This is a genomic window from Agromyces agglutinans, from assembly GCF_009647605.1.
Lineage (GTDB): Bacteria > Actinomycetota > Actinomycetes > Actinomycetales > Microbacteriaceae > Agromyces > Agromyces agglutinans.
Map to the genome: position 1 here is coordinate 179,697 of NZ_WJIF01000007.1, position 18,595 is coordinate 198,291.

The following is an 18,595-nucleotide window of genomic DNA, read 5'->3' on the forward strand; positions in this document are numbered from 1 at the left end:
ACGCGCGGTCGAGCGCCCGTCGCGTTCAGGCGGCGTCCGTCGCGCGCCGCGCGCGGCGGGCGCGCCACCACGCCCAGAACCGGTCGAGCGCGCGCTTGACGAACGCGGCCATGCGCCTCGCCCACGCGAACTCGGTGCCGAGGATCGCGAGCCCGAGGAACACGACGAGCCAGCCGGGTCCGGGCAGCGGCACGAGGGCGAGCCCGCCGACGGCGATCACGCCGCCGAGCACGCCGACACCGATGCGGTAGGCGGTGCGGAGCCTCGGGTGCCGGTCGATCCACCGCCGGATGCGCCGCAGCAGCACGCGCACCGGCCGGTCGGCGCGCTCGCCGTCGGCGATGTCGGCCCGGATGACGTCGGCCCGGATGTCGCCTCGGAGGTCACCATCGAAGGTCATCGCAACACGATATATCGCGAAACTGGCGGATGCCTCCGAGTCGGAGACCGAACGCAGCGCAGACCCGGCAGGCCGCGTCAGGAGCGCGGTTCGGCCCCGTCGCCATTCGAGCTGTCGTCGTCGGCGGGAGCGGGGTCGACCGGCTCGGGCGCGTACTCGCCGTACTGCGGGCGGGCCCGTTGGTCGGAGCGGGCGCGGCGCGCGGCATCCGTCGCCTCGCCGTAGGTGCGCGGTTCGCCGACGGTCGCCGACGGAGCGGCGGGCGCCGACGACGCGGCCGGCGCGGACGGCGCGGCCGGCGTGACGGGCGCGTCGACGCCGAGCACCTCGCGGGCCCGCCCGACATGCGCTGACTCGGCGATGATCGCGTAGCGGGTCGCGAGCACCTGCATGACCGAGGTGAAGTCGCGGCGGCGCCGGTTCACCGAGTACGAGACGAGCCCGAAGATCATGCCGAAGCCGGCACCGATCAGCACGGCCGAGGCGAGGAGCCCGAGCGCCGCGCCGGTCGGCGAGAAGATGAAGAAGAGGAGCCCGAGGAAGAGGCCGAACCACGCGCCGGACAGCGCGCCGGCGCCGGCCGCACGACCCCAGGTGAGCTTGCCCGTGATGCGCTCGACGCTCGTGAGGTCGGTGCCCACGATGGCGAGCTCGCGCACCGGGAACTCCGCCTTCGCGAGCTTGTCGACCGCCTGCTGCGCCTCCTGGTAGGTCTCGAAACTCGCGACGGTCTCGCCCTTCGGCAGGGTCGGGATCGGCTGGGCCGCGCGGCGGCCGAACGGGCTCGGGGAGGTCATCCGGTCATTGTCCCACGACGGCCCGCGCGGGGCCCGATTCCGGGGCCGGGGGCTAAGTTGGTAACCGTGAGCGCCACGAGAGTCTTCGTCGCCCGACTCGCCGGGTGCGCCGTCTTCGACCCCGCCGGCGATCGGGTCGGTCGCGTGCGCGACGTGCTCGTCGTGTACCGCAAGTCCGATGCGCCGCGCGTCGTGGGCCTCATCGTCGAGATCCCCGGCAAGCGCCGGGTGTTCCTCTCGATCGGCCGGGTGACCTCGATCAGCGGCGGGCAGGTCATCACGACCGGCCTCATCAACCTGCGCCGCTTCGAGCAGCGCGGCGGCGAGGTGCGCGTCATCGCCGAGATGCTCGGCCGCAAGGTCGCCTTCACCGACGGCTCGGGCCTGGCCACCATCGAAGACGTCGCGATCGACGAGCAGGAGCCCGGCGAGTGGGAGGTCTCCCAGCTCTTCGTGCGCCGTCCGAAGGGCGCGTCGCCGTTCTCGAAGGGCGCCTCCGCGTACGCCACCTGGCGCGAGGTGCGCGAGGCGAACGCGCCGGGCGAGGCGCAGTCGGCCGAGCAGCTCATCGCGACGTACTCCGAGCTGAAGCCCGCCGACCTGGCGAACACCCTGCTCGACCTGCCCGCGCAGCGCCGGCAGGAGGTCGCCGAGGAGCTGTCCGACGACCGCCTCGCCGACGTGCTCGAAGAGATGCCCGAGTCCGACCAGGTCGAGATCCTCGCGGGCCTCGGCGACGACCGCGCGGCCGACGTGCTCGACCACATGCAGCCCGACGACGCGGCCGACCTCATCGCGCAGCTGCCGGAAGAGCGCGGCGAGCACCTGCTCGAGCTCATGGAGCCTGAAGAGGCCGACGACGTGCGGTTCCTCCTCGCCTACGGCCCCGACACCGCGGGCGGCCTGATGACCACCGAGCCGATCATCGTGTCGGCCGACGCGACGGTCGCCGAGGGGCTGGCGCTCATCCGCCGGCACGACCTCGCGCCCGCGCTCGGCGCGGCGATCTGCGTGACGCTGCCGCCGTACGAGCCGCCGACGGGTCGCTTCCTCGGCATGGTGCACTTCCAGCGGATGCTCCGCTACCCGCCGCACGAGCGCCTCGGACCGCTGATCGACCAGGGCCTCGAGCCGGTCAGCGCCGACACCTCGGCCGCCGAGGTGAGCCGCATCCTCGCCAGCTACGACCTGGTCTCCGTGCCGGTCGTCGACGAGAAGCATCGACTCGTCGGGGTGGTGACCATCGACGACGTCCTCGACTACCTCCTCCCCGACGACTGGCGAAGTCATCCCGAAGACGGAGAACTGACCAAGCGCGCCACCGCGCGCGCCCAGCTCGAGACGGGAAGCATCCCGATCCACCCCGGAAGGAGGGCAGGAGATGGCACGCGCTGACGTCGACGACCGTCGATTCGACACCCCGAAGGGCGGGCGCCGATCCGTGTCCTTCCGAGGCAACCCCGACAAGGACCGCTTCGGCCGCTTCACCGAGTGGGTCGCGCGCGCGATGGGCACGCCCGCGTTCCTGCTCGGCCTCTCGCTGTTCGTCATCGTCTGGATGCTCTGGAACACGTTCGCGCCCGAGCAGTGGCGCTTCGACTCGATCGAGATCGGGTTCACGGCGCTGACGCTCGTGCTCTCGCTGCAGGCCTCGTACGCCGCTCCCCTGATCCTGCTCGCGCAGAACCGGCAGGACGATCGCGACCGCGTGCAGATCGAGCAGGACCGGCAGCGCGCCGAGCGCAACCTCGCAGACACCGAGTACCTCGCCCGCGAGGTCGTCGCGCTCCGGCTGGCGGTGAAGGAGCTCGCGTCGAAGGACTTCATCCGCGCCGAGCTCCGCCAGGCGCTCGACGAGCTCGACCGGCGCGACGAGGAGGACGCCGACCGTGCCCCCGCTCCCGCCTCCTGAGCCGGAGGGCAATCCGGCCGGCGCCCTCGAGGTCCGCGTCCGCGCTGCCCTCGGTGGGGTGATCGATCCCGAGATCCGCAAGCCCATCACCGAACTCGACATGGTCGGCGCCGTGACGGCGGGCGACGACGGCCGGGTCCGCGTCGACGTGCGGCTGACGATCGTCGGATGCCCCGCCAGCGACCGCATCGAACGCGACGTGCGCGAGGCGGCCGAGCAGGTCGTCGGTGCCGGCAACGCCGAGGTGGTGCTGTCGGTCATGACGCCCGAGCAACGGCAGGCGCTGACCGAACGGCTGCGCGGCGGCCGGGCCGCGCGCGGCAACCCGTTCGGCCCCGGCACCCTCACGCGCGTGATCGCGGTCACGAGCGGCAAGGGCGGCGTCGGCAAGTCGACGCTGACCGCCAACCTCGCGGTCGCGCTCGCAGCACGCGGGCTCGCGGTCGGGCTCGTCGACGCCGACGTGCACGGCTTCTCGATCCCGGGGCTCCTCGGCCTCGTCGACGAGCACGGCAACGCCGTGCGACCCACGCGCGTCGACGACATGATCCTGCCCCCCGTGGCGCACGGCGTGAAGGTCATCTCGATCGGCATGTTCGTCGAGCCGGCCGAGCCCGGCGGGCGCGCGTCGTCGGTCGCGGTCGCGTGGCGCGGGCCGATGCTGCACCGCACGCTCTCGCAGTTCCTGACCGACGTCTACTTCGGCGACCTCGACGTGCTGCTCGTCGACCTGCCGCCCGGCACGGGCGACGTCGCGATCTCGCTCGGCCAACTGCTGCCCAACGCCGAGGTCGTCGTCGTGACGACGCCGCAGCCCGCCGCGGCCGACGTGGCCGAACGCTCGGGCGTCGTCGCGCGCCAGACGGGCCAGCGCGTCGTCGGCGTCGTCGAGAACATGTCGGCCTTCGCCGGTCCCGACGGCGCGCTCGTCGACCTGTTCGGCGCGGGCGGCGGCGACGAGGTCGCGCGCCGGCTCTCCGAGGGGCAGGCCGAGCCCGTGCCGCTGCTGGCGAGCGTTCCGCTCAGCGTCGCCCTCCGCCGCGGCGGCGATGCGGGCGAGCCCGTCGTGGCATCCGAACCCGACGACCCGGCCGCGCGCGCGATCGAGCAGGTCGCCGCAGCGCTCGCCGCGCGCCCGCGATCGCTGCAGGGCCGCCGGCTCGACGTGCAGGTGCGGTGATCCGGATGCCCCGCGCGCAGGCTCGTTCGCGTCGGCGGGGCATCGGCGCGCGCGGCATCGCGCGGCGGGGCGGCCTCACGGCCGCGGCGGTGCTCGCGGGAATCGGCGGGCTCTTCGGACTCGCGGGCTGCGCGTCGGCCGTGACGCCGTCGTCCTCGCCGGCACCGGCGCCCGCCGCCGAGCCGCCGCCCGCGCTCACCGCGAGCGTGCTGCAGAGCCGCCAGGACGTCGTCGACGGCCGGCTCGTCGTGCAGGTCGACAACGGCACGGACGAGCCACTCGAGATCGATCGGCTCGTCGTCTCATCGCCCGCGCTCGGGGCCGAGCCGTCGGTCGACGGCCCGAAGCTGATCGCGGCGGGGCGCTCGGTGCAGTACCGCATGGACCTGCCGGCGCCGACCTGCGACGACCCCGGCGACGTGGCAACCGTGGTGTTCCTCGAGGGCCGCGTCGGCGAGGCATCCGTCGCGGGCGACCTCGCGACCACCGACCCCTACGCGACGATCGCGCGCGTGCAGAACGACGGATGCCTCGCCGCCGCGGTCGAGCGGATCGTCGGGATCACGCCGCCCGAGCGGCTGCGCTCGACCGGCGCGGGCGCCGACCGGCGCGCGGTCATCGACCTCGCCGTCGCACCCGTCGCGGGCGCCGAGGGCACGGTCTCGGTGCGGCAGGTGCTCGGCACGACCCTGCTCTCGGCCGAGGACGGCCTCAACTGGCCGGTCACGCTCGAGATCGCCGGTGGCGGCGCGCCCACGACCATCGAGCTGCCCGTTCGCCCGGCCCGGTGCGACCAGCACGCCGGCGCCGAAGACAAACGGGGCACCATCCTCCCGCTCGAGGTCGTCACGAGCGACGGCTGGAGCGGGCTCTACGAGGTGCGTTCCGGAGCCGCGCTCAAGCAGGACCTCTTCGCCTACTTCACCGAGCGCTGCGGGCTGGGCTGAGCCCACTCACCGCCCGGTCGCGATGGCCTGCGTGCCGATCACGGCGAGCAGCTGGAGCCGCTCGTGGCTCTCGGTGCCCGGCGTCGCGGTCAGCACGAGCAGCGTCTGGCCCTGCTCCGGGTCGACGAGGAACTGGCACTGCAGCTCCATCACCCCGACCTCGGGGTGCTGCACGCGTTTCTCTCGCGGGTGCGCGCCGCGCACCTCGTGCGCCTCCCAGAGGGCGGCGAACTCGGGACTCTGCGCGAGCAGCGCCTCGACCATCGCGCCGGCGCGCGACGCCCGGCCGTGCTTGGCGTACGCCGCGCGGATGTCGGCGGTGAACGCGCGCGCGTGCGTCGGGTGATCCTCGTCGGGGTAGACCGAGCGCGCCGACGGATCCATGAACCACCGGTAGCCCACGCTGCGGAGGAACCCCTCGTACCGGGTCTCGTCGCCGAACAGTGCGCGGGCCGCCGGCGTCTGCGCGAGCGTCTCGCCGAGCTCGGTCATCACCTGGGCCGGGGTGTCGGCGAGGCGGTCGAGGACCCGCATGACGCCGGGCGAGACATGGTCGCCGCGCAGCGCTCGCACGGGTGCCGTGTGGCCGGCCAGACGGAACAGGTGGTCGCGCTCGTCGAGGCTGAGCCGGAGGCCGCGGGCCATCGCCGCGAGCATCTGCTCCGAGGGCTGCGGCCCGCGGCGCTGCTCGAGGCGGCTGTAGTAGTCGACGGACATGTCGCAGAGGGCTGCGACCTCCTCGCGGCGCAGGCCGGCCGTGCGCCGCCGCGCGCCTCGGCGGAGGCCGACGTCCTCCGGCTGGAGGACCTCTCGTCGACGGCGGAGGAAGTCCGCAAGCTGTGCCCGGTCCATGCTCCGAGTCTGCGAGATCGCCCCGAGCGGAACAAGGGATCGGCGATGCCCCCATCCGAAGCGCAACGCCACGCTGAGATCCACACCGCCGCCGCCACCGCCGCCACGACGCGCGCCACGGCTCGCCGCGACCGCCCCGCCGCCCTCAGGCGGAGACGGTCACGCCCGCCATCCGCTCCGACCGCTCCCAGATCCGCCGCGCGGCATCCGCGTCCAGCAGGCGGGAGTAGACCGGTTGCTCGGCGGGCAGTCCGCGCAGGTGTCGGAACCCGCTCGGACCGTAGAGCCGGCCGCCGACCGCCTCCGGACTCGCCACGGCGAACACGGCCGGCAGCGCCGCGGAGGCCGGCGTGCCGAACAGGATGCCGCGTCGTGACATCGCGCGGATGAACCGGATGGCGGCCGTGTCGTCGGCGCGCCCCATACCGGGCTGCGCGGCCAGCAGGTTGGTCGGCGTGATGCCCGGGTGCGAGAGGGTGCTGCGGATGCCCCAGCCCGCGGCCGCCGACCGGCGGTGCAGTTCCATCGCGAACAGGCCGAACGCGATCTTGGAGGAGCTGTAGGCCCGCATCGGGTCGTACCCGCGCTCCCAGCCGAGGTCGTCCCAGTTGACGGCACCGCGGTCGGCCGCGATGCTCACCTGGCTCGTCACGTGCGCGCCACCGGCGATCAGCAGCGGAAGCAGCCGCGCGACGAGCGCGAAGTGGCCGAGGTGGTTCGTCGCGAACTGCAGCTCGAATCCGTCGACGGTCACTCGACGCTCGGGCGGGGTCATGACGCCGGCGTTGTCGACCTGGATGTCGATCGGCCGGCCCTCGGCGAGCAGGGCGTCGGCGAACGCGGCGACGGATGCCAGCGACGACAGGTCGAGCGGCCGTACTCGGATCGTGGCGGCCGGCGTGCGCTCGCGGATGCGTGCGGCCGCCGCCTCGCCCTTCGCGAGGTTCCGGGCGGGCATGACGATCTCGGCGCCGGCCCGCGCGAGGCGGGCGGCGATCTCGAAACCGACGCCGTCGCTCGCCCCGGTGACGACGGCGAGACGTCCGGTGAGGTCGGGGACGGCGATGTCGATGGTGTTCGGCATGGGGCGACTCCAGTTCGTCGGTGCAACAAGTCGCTTCCATCCTCACGAGCACGCGCCGGCCGATTCAGGGCGCGATGACCCGGGGATCGGCGATCCCTGCCTGGCGCTCGGGTCGCCGCCTCAGCTGCGACCGGAGGGGGCGACCGGCTCCACGACGCGCGCGAGCAGTTCGACGAGCAGGCGCTCGGCGAGTTCGGCCGGCAGCGCCTCGACCAGCGCGAGCACGGGTGCCAGCCGCTCGGGCAGCGCGCCCGAGGCCGCGCCCTGCTCGGGCCCGTCGGGCGCGTTGCCGCCGAGCAGTCCGAACGAGGCGAGCAGCAGGGCGGCGCCGTCGGCGTCCAAGCCCTCGGCCGAGGCGGCGAGCCCGGCTGCCGCCTCGGGCCCGCCCGCGAGCTCGACGAGCAGCAGCGCACCGTCGGCGGGCGGTGCACCGCGAACCTCGTCGGCCGCCGCGCGAAGTGCCGGCACGAGGTCGTCGAGCACGCGCTCGGTGACGGGCGTGACGGTGAGGTGCGTCGTGCGCGGCAGGGGTGCGCCGTCGTCCTGCGCGAGCCCGGGCTGGAGTTGCAGGTGCCAGCCGAGGCCTCGTGCGGCATCCGCCCAGTGGTGCGGATCGACCCGGCGCTCGGGCGGCAGGCCCTCGTCGGTCGCGACCGCCAGCAGCGGCCCCACCGGCGAGCCGACGACGCGCAGGCCCTCGATGCCCTCGACGGCGTCGCGCAGCACCCCCGTCGCGCGCGCGGCCCGGCCGGCCAGGTCGCGGAACCCGTCGACGCCGAGCGCCTCGATGATCGCCCACGCGGCGGCCAGGGGGCCGGCGGGCTTCGAGCCCGTCATGGTGGGGTTCACGACGGGATAGCCCGGCCACTTCGTGGTCGCGAAGTACTGCCGGCGGTGCAGGTCGCGGCCGCGGGTGAGCAGCACCGAGACGCCCTTCGGCGCGTAGCCGTACTTGTGCAGGTCGGCCGAGAGCGTCGTGACGCCCGGCACCCGGAAGTCCCACGGCGCGAGGGGCGGCTCCTCGTCGGAGCGGAACGCGAGCGCGAACCCCCCGATGCACGCGTCGACGTGGAGCCGGATGCCTCGCGCCGCGGTGATCGCGGCGACGTCGGCGACCGGGTCGAGCGTCGCGAACGGGTACGACGGCGCGCTCACGACGACGAGCGCGACGTCGTCGCCGAGCCGCTCCTCGATGGCCGCGGGGCTCACGGCACCCGTGGCGGGATCGACCGGCACGAGGTCGAGGGCGAGCCCGAAGTACGCGGCCGCCTTCTGGAACGCGGCGTGCACCGTGACGGGTGCCACGAGGCGCGGGGTCCGCGGCGTGCCGGCGCGCGCGGCCCGCCAGGCCTCGCGGGCGCCCTTCACCGCGAGCAGGCAGCTCTCGGTGCCGCCCGAGGTGACGGAGCCGACCACCTCGTCGTCGCCGTGGAAGATCTCTCGCGCGAACCCGAGCACCTGCGACTCCATGACCGCGACCGAGGTGAACGTCGTCGGGTCGAGCCCGTTGACGGGCTGCACGAGCCGGGCCGCCTCCGCGGCGAGCTCGTCGAGCTCGGCGAGCCCCGAGTCGTACACGTACGACAGCACGCGCCCGCCGTGGGTGGGCGCGTCGGCGTCGCGCAGGGCGCGCAGCTCCGCGAGCACGTCGGCCCGCTCGCGTCGGAATGCGGTCATCGGAGACCTCCTTCTGCGGGCGCGGCCGTGACGGCCGGTTCCGCGTCGATGTCGGCCCGGCCCAGCGGATACCTCCGCACGGCGACCAGGCTGAGCGCCGCGAGCGCCGCGGGCACGACGCTGAACGCGATGACGATGCCGGCGATCGCCGCGCCGCTCTGCTCGACGACGTCGGCGCCCGCCGACTCGACATAGCCGGTCGCCGCGAGCGTGACGGTCAGCAGGGTCGCGCCGAGCGCCATGCCGGCCGTCTCCCCCGCGGTCCAGACCCCGCTGAAGCTGCCGGCGCGGTCGGCGCCGTTCGTCGCGGCGTCGTGCGAGATCACGTCGGGCAGCATCGCCATCGGCAGCGACTGCATGCCCGCATACGCTGCGCCGGCGATCCCGACGGGCACGTACACCCATGCACCGGGCGCCCAGAGCAGCCCGACGAGGCTCAGCGCGGCGACCGCGAAGACCGCGGTCGCGATCGCGAACCCGCGCTCCTTGCCGATGCGGCGCGAGAGGATGCCCCACAACGGCGCGCACACGACCGCGGGCGCGATCAACGCGGCGAACAGCAGCGTGACCGCCGACTGCGACTCGAGCACCCACGTCGCGACGTACTGCGCGCCCGCGAGCATGAGCCCGGTCGCGAGGCCCTGGAGCACGAAGGCCGCGAGGAGCGTGCGGAAGGCCGCGCTGCGCCGCAGGGCCGCGAATCCCTCGCGGTAGCCGTCGCGCAGGCTCCGACCCGGCGCCGCGGTGCGGGCCGGGGCATCCGTTCGCGTGCTCGTCGCCGACCTGGGAGCCGTGGTCGCGGCGACGAGCATGCCGACGCCGATCGCGAGGCCGGCGACGACGGCCATCACGAGGTAGCCGACGTGCTCGTCGTCGAACGCGTCGCGGATCTCGGGCCCGCCGGCGCCGAACGCGAGGATCGCGAGCGTCAGCACCACGACGCGCCACGTCAGCAGGCGCGTGCGGTCGTCATAGCCCGCCGTGAGTTCGGCCGGCAGCGCGAGGTAGGGCACCTGGAACACGCTGAACGCCGTCGCCGTCGCGAGGAAGGCGACGAAGACCCAGATGCCGGATGCCACGGGCCCCAGCCCGGCCGGGATCGCGAAGGTCAGCACGAAGCCGACGGGAATGAGCGCCGCGCCGACCAGCATCCACGTGCGCCGGGAGCCGGTGCGCGCGAGCGCGCGGTCGCTGCGTTCGCCGATGAACGGGTCGATCACGACGTCCCAGATCTTGGCGGCCGTCACCACGAGGCCCGCGGCGAGCGCGGCGACGCCGAGCGTGTCGGTGAGGTAGTACACGAGCACGAGTCCGGGCAGCGTCGCGAACCCGCCGGTGCCGATCGAACCGATCGCGTACCGGGCGACGACGCCACGCGGGAGGGGACGCTCCGGTGCGGTCATGCAGGCAGTGTAATCGGGTCGGAGCGGGTTCGATCACCACCGTGGGAGCGCGCGCCTGCGCCGCCGGCGCCGGAGTGGGTCATCTGACCTAGACTGACCCCATGCGCGCCCAGACGGCCTCCCCAGCCCTGTTCGCGAGCCTCGTCGACGATGTCGTCGCGTCGGGCTCCGAGACCATCTCCGTGTCCGTCCCGGCGACCGGCGAACCGCACCACGACCTGCCCCGCTCGAGTGCCGACGACGTACGCGACGCGGTCGCCCGCGCCCGGCTCGCGCAGCTGGCGTGGGCGCGGGCCGGATTCGCACACCGGCGGCGAGTGCTGCTGCGCGCGCACGACCTGCTGCTCGATCGCAGCGACCTGCTGCTCGACCTCATCCAGACGGAGAGCGGCAAGACCCGCGGCCAGGCGCTCGAGGAGGTGTTCGAGGCGGCATCCGTGACCCGCTACAACGCGCTCTCGGCGTCGAAGGTGCTCCGCGGCCGTCGCGCGCGCGGCGGCATCCCGCTCGTCGTGTCGTCGCGCGTGCGGTACGCGCCGAAGGGCGTCGTCGGCGTCATCACGCCGTGGAACTACGCCCTCAGCCTCGCCGCGATGGACGTCGTGCCCGCGCTCGCGGCCGGCTGCGCGGTCGTGCAGAAGGCCGACGACCTCGGGGCGCTGTCGATCCTCGCGCTGCGCCGCGCGTTCGTCGAAGCCGGCGTGCCCGAGGCGCTCTGGGCCGTCGTCACCGGCGAAGCCGCGGAGGCCGGCGAGGCCCTCACCGACGAGGTCGACTACATCTGCTTCACGGGGTCGACCGCCACCGGGCGGCGCATCGCCGAGAAGGCGGGTCGCCGGCTCGTCGGCGCATCGCTCGAGCTGGGCGGCAAGAACCCGATGATCGTGCTCGACGACGTCGATCCCGAGCAGGCGGCGGCGGATGCCGCATTCGGATGCTTCTCGGCGATGGGCCAGCTCTGCGTGTCGATCGAGCGCATCTACGTGCACTCGCGCATCGCCGGGGCGTTCGAGCGTGCCCTGGTCGCGCGGCTCGAGCAGGCGAAGATCGGCACGGCGCTCGACTTCACGTCGGACTACGGCTCGCTCGCGAGCGCCGCGCAGCTCGAGCGCGTGCGCGCCCATCTCGACGACGCGCTCGCGAAGGGCGCGACGGTGCTCGTGGGCGGCGAGCCGCGCCCCGACATCGGCCCCTGGTGCTTCTCCCCCACCGTGCTCACGGGGGTCACGCGCGACATGCGCGTGCACGGTGAAGAGACCTTCGGCGCGATCGCCTCGCTCTACCTCTTCGACAGCGACGAGGAGGCTGTGATCGCCGCCAACGCGAGCGAGTACGGCCTGAACGCGTCGGTGCTCACGAGATCGCCCTCGCGCGCGCGCCGCATCGCGAACGCGCTCGAGGCGGGCAGCGTCAACATCGGCGACGGATACCGGGCCTCGTTCTCGTCGGTCGACGCGCCCATGGGCGGCGTGAAGTCGTCCGGCCTCGGCCGCCGCAACGGGGCCGAGGGCCTTCGCCGATTCGTCGAGCCCGTCACGATCTCGAAGACCACGGGGCTGCTGCAGCTGCCGCGCACGGGCGCCGAGGTGGGCGTGCTCGCGGGCCCGTTCCTCCTGCTCGCCCGCATCCTGAAGGCGATCCGCCGGGCCTGAGCCGCTACCGGCTCTTCGACCGCTGACCCGCCGCGCGAGCGGAACGGCGACGGCGCGCCGAGCGCACCGCGTCGACGGGCGCCTGCACCGGGATGGCGCCGGTGACGACCGCGTCGACCGTCATCGAGCCGTCGACGGGCCCGACGACCGGGATCGGCGTCGTCGGCGTCGCCGTCCGCGGCTCCACGCGCATCAGGCCGAGCCTGCGGTGCTCGCGGATGTACGCGGGGATGAGCAGGGCGACCGCGCCCAGCCAGGCGAGCGGGTTGCTCCAGACGACCCCGACGAACCCGAACACCGCGCCGAGCGCGATGGCGGCCACCACGCGCATCACGAGTTCGACGATGCCCGTGAGCGTCGGCACGAGCGTATGCCCGAGGCCCTGCAGGGCGCCGCGCAGCACGAAGAGCACGCCGAGGGACCAGTAGAGGAAGCCGTTGACCGCGAGCATCGTCGCCGCGTCGGCGACGACGGCATCGGAGCCCTCGCCCACGAACAGCCGCACGAGATCGGCGCCGAAGGCGATGAGGAGGGCACCGAGCACGGCGCCCGCGACGATCGAGATCCAGATCGCCTGCACCACGCCGCGGCGGATGCGGTCGGGGCGCCGACCGCCGAGGTTCTGCGCGGCGAACATCGACACGGCGAGACCGATCGACTGCAGCAACGCCACCGCGAGCGAGTCCACGCGCGACGCCGTCGTGTACGCGGCGACCGCGCCGGCACCGAGCTCGTTCAGGGCGACCTGCACCGTGAGCGTGCCGATCGCGATGATCGATGCCTGGAAACCCATCGGCAGACCCACGCGCAGGTGCTCCGCCAGCTCGGCTCGCGAGAAGCGCCAGTCCTCGCGTCGCACGTGCAGCATCGGCAGACGGCGGCGCACGTACTCGAGGCAGAGGAGCACCGAGGCGGCCTGCGCGACGACGGTCGCGAGCGCGGCGCCGGCGACGCCCCACTCGAGCACGCCGACCATCACGACGACGAGTCCGACGTTGAGCGCGCACGCGAGCGTGAGGAACACGAGCGGGGTGCGCGAGTCGCCGACCGAGCGGATGACCGCCGACAGGAAGTTGAAGAACATGATCGCGGCCGAGCCGAGGAAGCTCACCTGGGTGAACACCGTCGCCTCGGGCAGCAGTTCCTCAGGCGTCTGCATGAGCTGCAGCGCGGGGCCCGCGAGCAGCGGCGCGACGAGGGTGAGCACCACGCTCATGGCGCCCGTCAGCAGCGTGCCGATGGCGACCGAACGGCGCACGGCGGCATGGTCGCGGGCGCCGAAGGCCTGCGCGGTCGGGATCGCGAAGCCGGAGGTCACGCCCCACGCGAACCCGAGGAGCAGGAACAGCAGGCTGCCGGTCGCGCCGACGGCCGCGAGGGAGTCGACCCCGAGGTGGCGCCCGACGACGATCGCATCGGCGACCTGGTAGAGCTGCTGCACGACGTTGCCGATGAGCAGGGGCACCGCGAAGACGATGATGACGCGCCAGGGCGCGCCGGTGGTGAGGGTTCTGGCCATGTGGATTCTCGGGGAGGACGGAGGTGACGACGGGGTGCGGGCACGACGACGGGCGCCGGCGGGGATGGCACCGCCCATGACTGTATCGAATCGATTCGAGCGATTCCAGCGCGCGGCGTCGTCGGAGGGTGGGCGTTCTCCCGAGTGCCCTCGCGCTACGTCGCCTCGGCGTCGAACGGCGCAGGCTCGCCGGCACCGAGGGCCTCGCGCTTGCGCTTGCGCTGCAGGTAGGCCGAGTTCTCGTTGACGGCCGCCCGGGCGACCGTCGGGCGCTCGGGCTGTGCGAAGGGGTCCTCGTCGATGAGCGCCTCGCGGATGATGCGCCGGGGGTCGTACTGGCGCGGGTCGAGTTTCTTCCAGTCGACGTCGTCGAAGTCGGGACCCATCTCCTCGCGCATCCGGTCCTTCGCGCCGTTCGCGAGATCGCGCAGCGAGCGTACGAGCTGGCCCAGCTTCGCGGCGTAGTGCGGCAGCCGCTCAGGGCCGAGCAGGAAGACGGCGATCACCCCGATGATGAGGAGCTTCTCGAACGTCAGACCGAACACCACTACAGGATAGAGGGCGGCGAGGCGTGCGCTCCGCCGCGCCCGGCGCCCGTATCCTTGGGAGCTGAGTCATCGCAGGGAGCCGAACGTGTCCGAACACGACCTGAACTGGAAGTACGTCGACGAGTCGGTCGTCGAGCACGACGTCATCGCGCGGGCGCGCCAGCAGTCCCTCGAGCTCGGCGTCGAGCCGGTCTCGCCGGCAATGGGCGCGCAGCTCGCGGTGATCGCGGCCGCTTCGCGCGCCGAGTCGATCATCGAGGTCGGCACGGGCATCGGCGTCTCGGGGCTCTGGCTGCTGCGGGCCGCGCCGACGGCGCTGCTCACCTCGATCGACACCGAGACCGAGTACCAGCAGCACGCACGCCAGCACTTCGCCGACGCGGGGGTCGCGCCCGCACGCATCCGGCTGATCACGGGCCGGGCCAGCGAGGTGCTCCCCCGCATGAACGAAGCGAGCTACGACCTCGTCTTCCTCGACGCCGACGCGCCGAACGTCATCGAGTACGTCGAGCACGGGTTGCGGCTCGCGAAGGCGAAGGGCAGCGTGATCGTGGCGCGTTCGCTGTGGAAGGGCCGCGTCGCGGACCCGGCTCGGCGCGACGAGGCGGCGACCGCGTTCCGCACGCTCATCGGCGAGCTCGCGGCTTCGTCGGCCGTGGTGACGGCTACCTCGCCCGCAGGCGACGGACTGCTCCAGATCGTGAAGCTGGGCGCCTGAGCCCCCGGAGCCGCATGGCTCGGGCGGCTCAGGCGCCGACCCCGCGCTAGGCGGGGTTCACGACGCCGCCGAGGACGTCGTAGAGCTCCTTGGCCTCAGCGTCGTTCACCGAGACGACGAGTCGACCCCCACCCTCGAGCGGTACGCGCACGATGATGAGTCGCCCCTCCTTCACAGCCTCCATAGGCCCGTCTCCGGTGCGTGGCTTCATGGCCGCCATTGAGCTACCCCTTTCGTGGCTGAGCTTCCATTATCCCCCGCGAACGCGGAGGCTGGGAAATCGCTGCGGGTCTTGTGGAGAGCGCTCACCCGGAACGACGGCGGATGTTCACGCGTTCGCCCCGTCGCGCTCACTGAGAGCGTTCACCCGATCACGGCGGCGTCCAGTCTCGCCCGACGATCACCCAGCACACGTACAGCCATCCGACCTGCAACGCGATCGACACGACGACGAGCGTCCACCGGTACCAGCGGGCCCGCGGCACGGCCAGGGCGCCGACGAGCGGGAACATCGGCGCGAGCAGGCGGAACGTGCTCGACTGCGGGAAGAACACGGCGAACAGGTACGCGCCGTAGCTCGCGATCCACAGCCGGATGTCGACGCCGAGGCGCCGCACCGCGGGCAGGAACAGCATCAGCGCGAACGCGACCATGAGCGCGATCACCGCGATCGCGCTCCCGACCGGCCCGATCACGTCACCGATCCACCACTGCGCGGCCTGGAACCACGCCGTGAAGGGCACGAGATCCCCGTAGCCGATGTACGCCGCCCGCCAGGCCAGTTCGGTGTCGAAGTACGCGGCGGGTTCGCCGGTGCCGATCCACGCGATCACGGGCCACGCGAGTCCGGCGATCCCGGCGAACACGGCGACGGCGGCCACCACGACGCGCTCGCGCACCGGGAACGGGTCGCTGCGGCGCTGCACGAACCGCACGATCCAGTGCAGGCCCAGCGTCAGGGCGAACGCGAGCGTGCCCGGCCGCGTGAACGCCCAGACCGCGATGACGGGCACGAGCCAGCCGTAGCGACGGTCGACGAGCAGCAGCAGCGCCAGCGCGATCCAGAGGAAGCCGAGCGACTCGGCGTAGCCGAACTGCATGATCGGCGACACCGGCGCGACGCAGAAGAGCACGACCGCGAACATCGCGCGGTCGGGCTCGAGGAACCGGCTCATCAGGCGGTGCAGCACGAGCGCGGCGCCGAGTCCGGCGAGCACGGCGATCACGACGGATGCCACGTCCCACGGCATCCCCGTGAACGTGAGGAGGCGCAGCAGCAGCGGGTACACGGGCAGGAACGCCCACTGGTTCTCGGCGACGTGCCCGGCCGCGTCGAGCGGCAGCGTGCCGGGGTACCACCCGAACGCGATGGAGCCGTACCAGCGTGCGTCCCAGAGGTTGGAGTACGCGACGAGGTCGGGCCTGGCGTTCGTCCAGGCGTTCGGCCCCTGCGCCTCGGCGAACCAGAGCAGGAGCACCGTCGTGACCGCCCGTGCCGCGAGGTACACGAGTCCGACCCGCGCCCACCACGGCAGCACCCGCCACCGCACGCGCGGCGACGACCGGTGCGCGCGGAACGGGTCGGGATCGCGCGCCGGCACGGGAGCGAGACGGCCGTCGGCGTCGACACCGCCGGCATCGGCGGCCGTGCCGGACTCAGCGGCCGCGTCGTCGGAGACGGACACGGAGCCGCTACACCACGCCCGTGAGCCACGCGCGCAGCGCACGCTCGCACGAGAGGATCTGGTCGGTCGCCACGCGCTCGTCGTCGGCGTGCGCCTTCAGCGGGTCGCCGGGGCCGAAGTTCACGGCGGGGATGCCCATCGCGCTGAAGCGCGCGACATCGGTCCAGCCGTACTTGGGCCGGGCCGGGCCGCCCACCGCCTGCACGAAGCGCTGCGCGAACTCGGCGTCGAGGCCGGGTCGCGCGCCCTCGGCCTCGTCGACGACGGTCAGCTCGTACTCGGGGAAGAGGTCGCGCACGATCTCGATCGCGTCGGCCACGGTCCGGTTCGGCGCGAACCGGTAGTTGACGTGCAGCATCGCCTCGTCGGGGATGACGTTTCCCGCAATGCCGCCCGTCACGCCGACCGCGTTCAGCCCCTCACGGTAGGCCAGGCCGTCGACCTCGATCGTCTCGGCCTCGTACGCCGCCAGGCGCTCGAGTGCCGGGGCGAGCTTGTGGATCGCGTTCTCGCCGACCCAGCTGCGCGCCGAGTGCGACCGGACGCCGTAGGCACGCAACTCCACCCGCAGGTTGCCGTTGCAGCCGCCCTCGACGCGCGAGTTCGACGGTTCGCCGAGGATCGCGAAGTCGCCCGCGAACAGGTCGGGCCGGTGCCTGGCGAGTCGGCCGAGGCCGTTGAGCTCGGCGGAGACCTCTTCGTGGTCGTACCACATCCAGGTGATGTCGTAGACGGGGGCGACGAGTTCGGCGGCGAGCTTGAGCTGCACCGCGACCCCGGCCTTCATGTCGACCGTGCCGCGCCCCCAGAGGTACCGCTCGCCGTCGATCGTCTCGTACCGGGTCGGCAGGTTGCGGTTGACCGGCACCGTGTCGAGGTGGCCCGCGATCACGACCCGCCGCTCGCGACCGAGGTTCGTGCGCGCCACGACGGTGTCGCCGTCGCGCACCAGCTCGAGGTGCGCGGCATCCGACAGCGCGGCGACGACCGCGTGGGCGAGCGCCGCCTCGTCGCCGGACACGCTCGGGATGTCGCAGATCGCCTGCGTGATGGCGACCGAGTCGGCGGTCAGGTCGAGCGCGGGCGGGTTGGCTGGGACCATGTCGCCAGTCTACGGATGCCCCGGCGCGCGCTCCGCGGGCTCGTTACGCTGGAGGCATGCCCGCGAACGACGACGCCATCAGCCCTGCCCGCCTCGTTTCAGGAATCGGGATCGCGACCGTGGCGATCGCCGACGGCACCGTTCTCGACTCGTGGTTTCCCGCACCGGGCCTCGGCGCACTCACGGAGCAGCCGCCGAGCTCGTTCGGCGAGTTCTCGGGCGACGACGTGTCGTACCCCGAGTCGGATGTCGAGCGCGTCGACGAACGCCGCGGCGTCCGCACCGAGATCGTGTCGCTCGAGATCGACCTCGACGCGCCGCCGGCCTCGACGCCGGACGCGTACCTGCGCCTCCACGCCCTTTCGCACCTGCTCGCCCGGCCCAACACGGTCAATCTCGACGGCATCTTCGGCCACCTGCCGAACGTGCTGTGGACGAGCGGAGGCCCCATGCGCCCAGAAGACTTCGCTAGCCACCGCGTCGCGCTGCAGCGCGCCGGCATCCACGTCGTCGGGCTCGACAAGTTCCCGCGACTGACCGACTACGTCACGCCCGACCGGGTGCGCATCGCGGATGCCTCGCGCGTGCGCCTCGGCGCGCACCTCGCGCCCGGCACGACCGTCATGCACGAGGGCTTCGTGAACTTCAACGCGGGCACGCTCGGCGCGTCCATGGTCGAGGGTCGCATCTCGCAGGGCGTCGTCGTGGGCGACGGCTCCGACATCGGCGGCGGGGCATCCATCATGGGCACCCTGTCGGGCGGCGGCACGCAGCGCGTCTCGATCGGCGAGCGCGCGCTGCTCGGCGCGAACTCGGGCATCGGCATCTCGATCGGCGACGACACCATCGTCGAGGCCGGCCTCTACGTCACCGCCGGCACGAAGGTCGTGCTGGTCGGCCGCGCGGGTGAGGCGGGCCGAACGGTGAAGGCCGTCGAGCTCTCGGGCGTCGCGAACCTGCTGTTCCGGCGCAACTCGACGAACGGGCAGGTCGAGGTGCTCGAGCGCTCGGGGGCCGGCGTCGCCCTGAATGCCGCCCTGCACGCCTGACGCTCGGGTACAGTGATCTCCTCAGGCCGCCGGGTGGCGGCCGTCGCCATGCGACGCACGAAGGAGTGAC

Annotated in this window: 18 protein-coding genes; 7 read left to right on the top strand and 11 right to left on the bottom strand. The window is 73.2% G+C overall.

The window, feature by feature from the left end; genetic code table 11:
- Positions 1-25: 25 nt before the first annotated feature.
- Positions 26-400, bottom strand: a complete 375-nt coding sequence (locus GE115_RS12925; protein ID WP_153685189.1) for a TIGR02611 family protein — start codon at positions 398-400, stop codon at positions 26-28.
- A gap of 77 nt (positions 401-477) precedes the next feature.
- Positions 478-1,197 carry a YflT domain-containing protein gene (locus tag GE115_RS18585; protein WP_216648832.1) on the bottom strand — a complete coding sequence of 240 codons (720 nt, stop codon included), beginning with the start codon at positions 1,195-1,197 and terminating at the stop codon, positions 478-480.
- A 66-nt stretch (positions 1,198-1,263) separates the two neighbouring features.
- Between GE115_RS18585 and GE115_RS12935 the strand changes: the two genes are divergently transcribed.
- Genes GE115_RS12935 through GE115_RS12950 form a run of 4 tightly spaced genes read left to right on the top strand, consistent with a single transcriptional unit; the run spans position 1,264 to position 5,236 of the window.
- A complete protein-coding gene (locus GE115_RS12935; RefSeq protein ID WP_312855145.1) occupies positions 1,264-2,592 on the top strand; it encodes a magnesium transporter MgtE N-terminal domain-containing protein in 1,329 nt (442 codons plus the stop codon).
- Entirely contained in the window at positions 2,579-3,109 is a 531-nt protein-coding gene (locus GE115_RS12940) for a DUF1003 domain-containing protein (RefSeq protein ID WP_153685191.1), read from the top strand. Before GE115_RS12935 ends, GE115_RS12940 begins: the two co-directional genes overlap by 14 nt.
- Entirely contained in the window at positions 3,087-4,289 is a 1,203-nt protein-coding gene (locus tag GE115_RS12945) for an Mrp/NBP35 family ATP-binding protein (RefSeq protein ID WP_376765716.1), read from the top strand. The genes GE115_RS12940 and GE115_RS12945 overlap by 23 nt, the downstream gene beginning before the upstream one ends.
- 5 nt (positions 4,290-4,294) lie before the next feature.
- Positions 4,295-5,236, top strand: a complete 942-nt coding sequence (locus tag GE115_RS12950) for a hypothetical protein (protein WP_153685192.1) — start codon at positions 4,295-4,297, stop codon at positions 5,234-5,236.
- Between the two features lie 6 nt (positions 5,237-5,242).
- Here the strand turns inward: GE115_RS12950 and GE115_RS12955 are convergent, their stop codons facing one another.
- From GE115_RS12955 to GE115_RS12970, 4 genes are all read right to left on the bottom strand, one after another.
- Complete coding sequence (locus GE115_RS12955) at positions 5,243-6,088, bottom strand: helix-turn-helix transcriptional regulator (protein ID WP_153685193.1); 846 nt, start codon at positions 6,086-6,088, stop codon at positions 5,243-5,245.
- A 145-nt stretch (positions 6,089-6,233) separates the two neighbouring features.
- Positions 6,234-7,172, bottom strand: coding sequence for an SDR family oxidoreductase (locus GE115_RS12960; RefSeq protein ID WP_153685194.1), 939 nt, complete (start codon positions 7,170-7,172; stop codon positions 6,234-6,236).
- Positions 7,173-7,292: 120 nt separating this feature from the next.
- On the bottom strand, positions 7,293-8,849 hold the full coding sequence (locus tag GE115_RS12965; RefSeq protein WP_153685195.1) for a pyridoxal phosphate-dependent decarboxylase family protein: 1,557 nt from the start codon (positions 8,847-8,849) through the stop codon (positions 7,293-7,295).
- On the bottom strand, positions 8,846-10,252 hold the full coding sequence (locus GE115_RS12970) for an MFS transporter (RefSeq protein ID WP_153685196.1): 1,407 nt from the start codon (positions 10,250-10,252) through the stop codon (positions 8,846-8,848). Before GE115_RS12970 ends, GE115_RS12965 begins: the two co-directional genes overlap by 4 nt.
- A 101-nt stretch (positions 10,253-10,353) precedes the next feature.
- Here GE115_RS12970 and GE115_RS12975 point away from each other — a divergent pair, with 101 nt between their 5' ends.
- Positions 10,354-11,904, top strand: coding sequence for a succinic semialdehyde dehydrogenase (locus GE115_RS12975; RefSeq protein WP_153685197.1), 1,551 nt, complete (start codon positions 10,354-10,356; stop codon positions 11,902-11,904).
- Between the two features lie 4 nt (positions 11,905-11,908).
- Here the strand turns inward: GE115_RS12975 and GE115_RS12980 are convergent, their stop codons facing one another.
- Positions 11,909-13,423 (bottom strand): MATE family efflux transporter, encoded by a 1,515-nt coding sequence (locus GE115_RS12980; RefSeq protein ID WP_153685198.1) that lies wholly within the window; start codon positions 13,421-13,423, stop codon positions 11,909-11,911.
- A 155-nt stretch (positions 13,424-13,578) separates the two neighbouring features.
- On the bottom strand, positions 13,579-13,968 hold the full coding sequence (locus GE115_RS12985; RefSeq protein ID WP_312855147.1) for a sec-independent translocase: 390 nt from the start codon (positions 13,966-13,968) through the stop codon (positions 13,579-13,581).
- 88 nt (positions 13,969-14,056) lie between these two features.
- Between GE115_RS12985 and GE115_RS12990 the strand changes: the two genes are divergently transcribed.
- Positions 14,057-14,689 carry an O-methyltransferase gene (locus tag GE115_RS12990; protein ID WP_312855148.1) on the top strand — a complete coding sequence of 211 codons (633 nt, stop codon included), beginning with the start codon at positions 14,057-14,059 and terminating at the stop codon, positions 14,687-14,689.
- A gap of 46 nt (positions 14,690-14,735) precedes the next feature.
- On the opposite strand, the gene GE115_RS12995 is transcribed toward GE115_RS12990, so the two are convergent.
- The 3 genes from GE115_RS12995 to dapE all read right to left on the bottom strand — a co-directional run bounded on the left by GE115_RS12995 (position 14,736) and on the right by dapE (position 17,476).
- Positions 14,736-14,909 carry a DUF3117 domain-containing protein gene (locus GE115_RS12995; RefSeq protein WP_067875042.1) on the bottom strand — a complete coding sequence of 58 codons (174 nt, stop codon included), beginning with the start codon at positions 14,907-14,909 and terminating at the stop codon, positions 14,736-14,738.
- Between the two features lie 151 nt (positions 14,910-15,060).
- A complete protein-coding gene (locus tag GE115_RS13000; protein ID WP_312855149.1) occupies positions 15,061-16,374 on the bottom strand; it encodes a putative hexosyltransferase in 1,314 nt (437 codons plus the stop codon).
- Positions 16,375-16,381: 7 nt separating this feature from the next.
- Complete coding sequence (dapE, locus tag GE115_RS13005) at positions 16,382-17,476, bottom strand: succinyl-diaminopimelate desuccinylase (protein WP_153685200.1); 1,095 nt, start codon at positions 17,474-17,476, stop codon at positions 16,382-16,384.
- Between the two features lie 56 nt (positions 17,477-17,532).
- Here dapE and dapD point away from each other — a divergent pair, with 56 nt between their 5' ends.
- On the top strand, positions 17,533-18,525 hold the full coding sequence (gene dapD / locus GE115_RS13010; protein WP_153685201.1) for a 2,3,4,5-tetrahydropyridine-2,6-dicarboxylate N-succinyltransferase: 993 nt from the start codon (positions 17,533-17,535) through the stop codon (positions 18,523-18,525).
- Positions 18,526-18,595: the final 70 nt, after the last annotated feature.

What these genes read in the sequence shown, in the direction of transcription:
- GE115_RS12925 (WP_153685189.1), bottom strand. Translation starts at nt 400, where the DNA reads ATGACCTTCGATGGTGACCTCCGAGGCGACATCCGGGCCGACGTCATC.
- GE115_RS18585 (WP_216648832.1), bottom strand. Translation starts at nt 1,197, where the DNA reads ATGACCTCCCCGAGCCCGTTCGGCCGCCGCGCGGCCCAGCCGATCCCG.
- GE115_RS12940 (WP_153685191.1), top strand. Translation starts at nt 2,579, where the DNA reads ATGGCACGCGCTGACGTCGACGACCGTCGATTCGACACCCCGAAGGGC.
- GE115_RS12950 (WP_153685192.1), top strand. Translation starts at nt 4,295, where the DNA reads ATGCCCCGCGCGCAGGCTCGTTCGCGTCGGCGGGGCATCGGCGCGCGC.
- GE115_RS12955 (WP_153685193.1), bottom strand. Translation starts at nt 6,088, where the DNA reads ATGGACCGGGCACAGCTTGCGGACTTCCTCCGCCGTCGACGAGAGGTC.
- GE115_RS12960 (WP_153685194.1), bottom strand. Translation starts at nt 7,172, where the DNA reads ATGCCGAACACCATCGACATCGCCGTCCCCGACCTCACCGGACGTCTC.
- GE115_RS12965 (WP_153685195.1), bottom strand. Translation starts at nt 8,849, where the DNA reads ATGACCGCATTCCGACGCGAGCGGGCCGACGTGCTCGCGGAGCTGCGC.
- GE115_RS12970 (WP_153685196.1), bottom strand. Translation starts at nt 10,252, where the DNA reads ATGACCGCACCGGAGCGTCCCCTCCCGCGTGGCGTCGTCGCCCGGTAC.
- GE115_RS12975 (WP_153685197.1), top strand. Translation starts at nt 10,354, where the DNA reads ATGCGCGCCCAGACGGCCTCCCCAGCCCTGTTCGCGAGCCTCGTCGAC.
- GE115_RS12980 (WP_153685198.1), bottom strand. Translation starts at nt 13,423, where the DNA reads ATGGCCAGAACCCTCACCACCGGCGCGCCCTGGCGCGTCATCATCGTC.
- GE115_RS12995 (WP_067875042.1), bottom strand. Translation starts at nt 14,909, where the DNA reads ATGGCGGCCATGAAGCCACGCACCGGAGACGGGCCTATGGAGGCTGTG.
- dapE (WP_153685200.1), bottom strand. Translation starts at nt 17,476, where the DNA reads ATGGTCCCAGCCAACCCGCCCGCGCTCGACCTGACCGCCGACTCGGTC.
- dapD (WP_153685201.1), top strand. Translation starts at nt 17,533, where the DNA reads ATGCCCGCGAACGACGACGCCATCAGCCCTGCCCGCCTCGTTTCAGGA.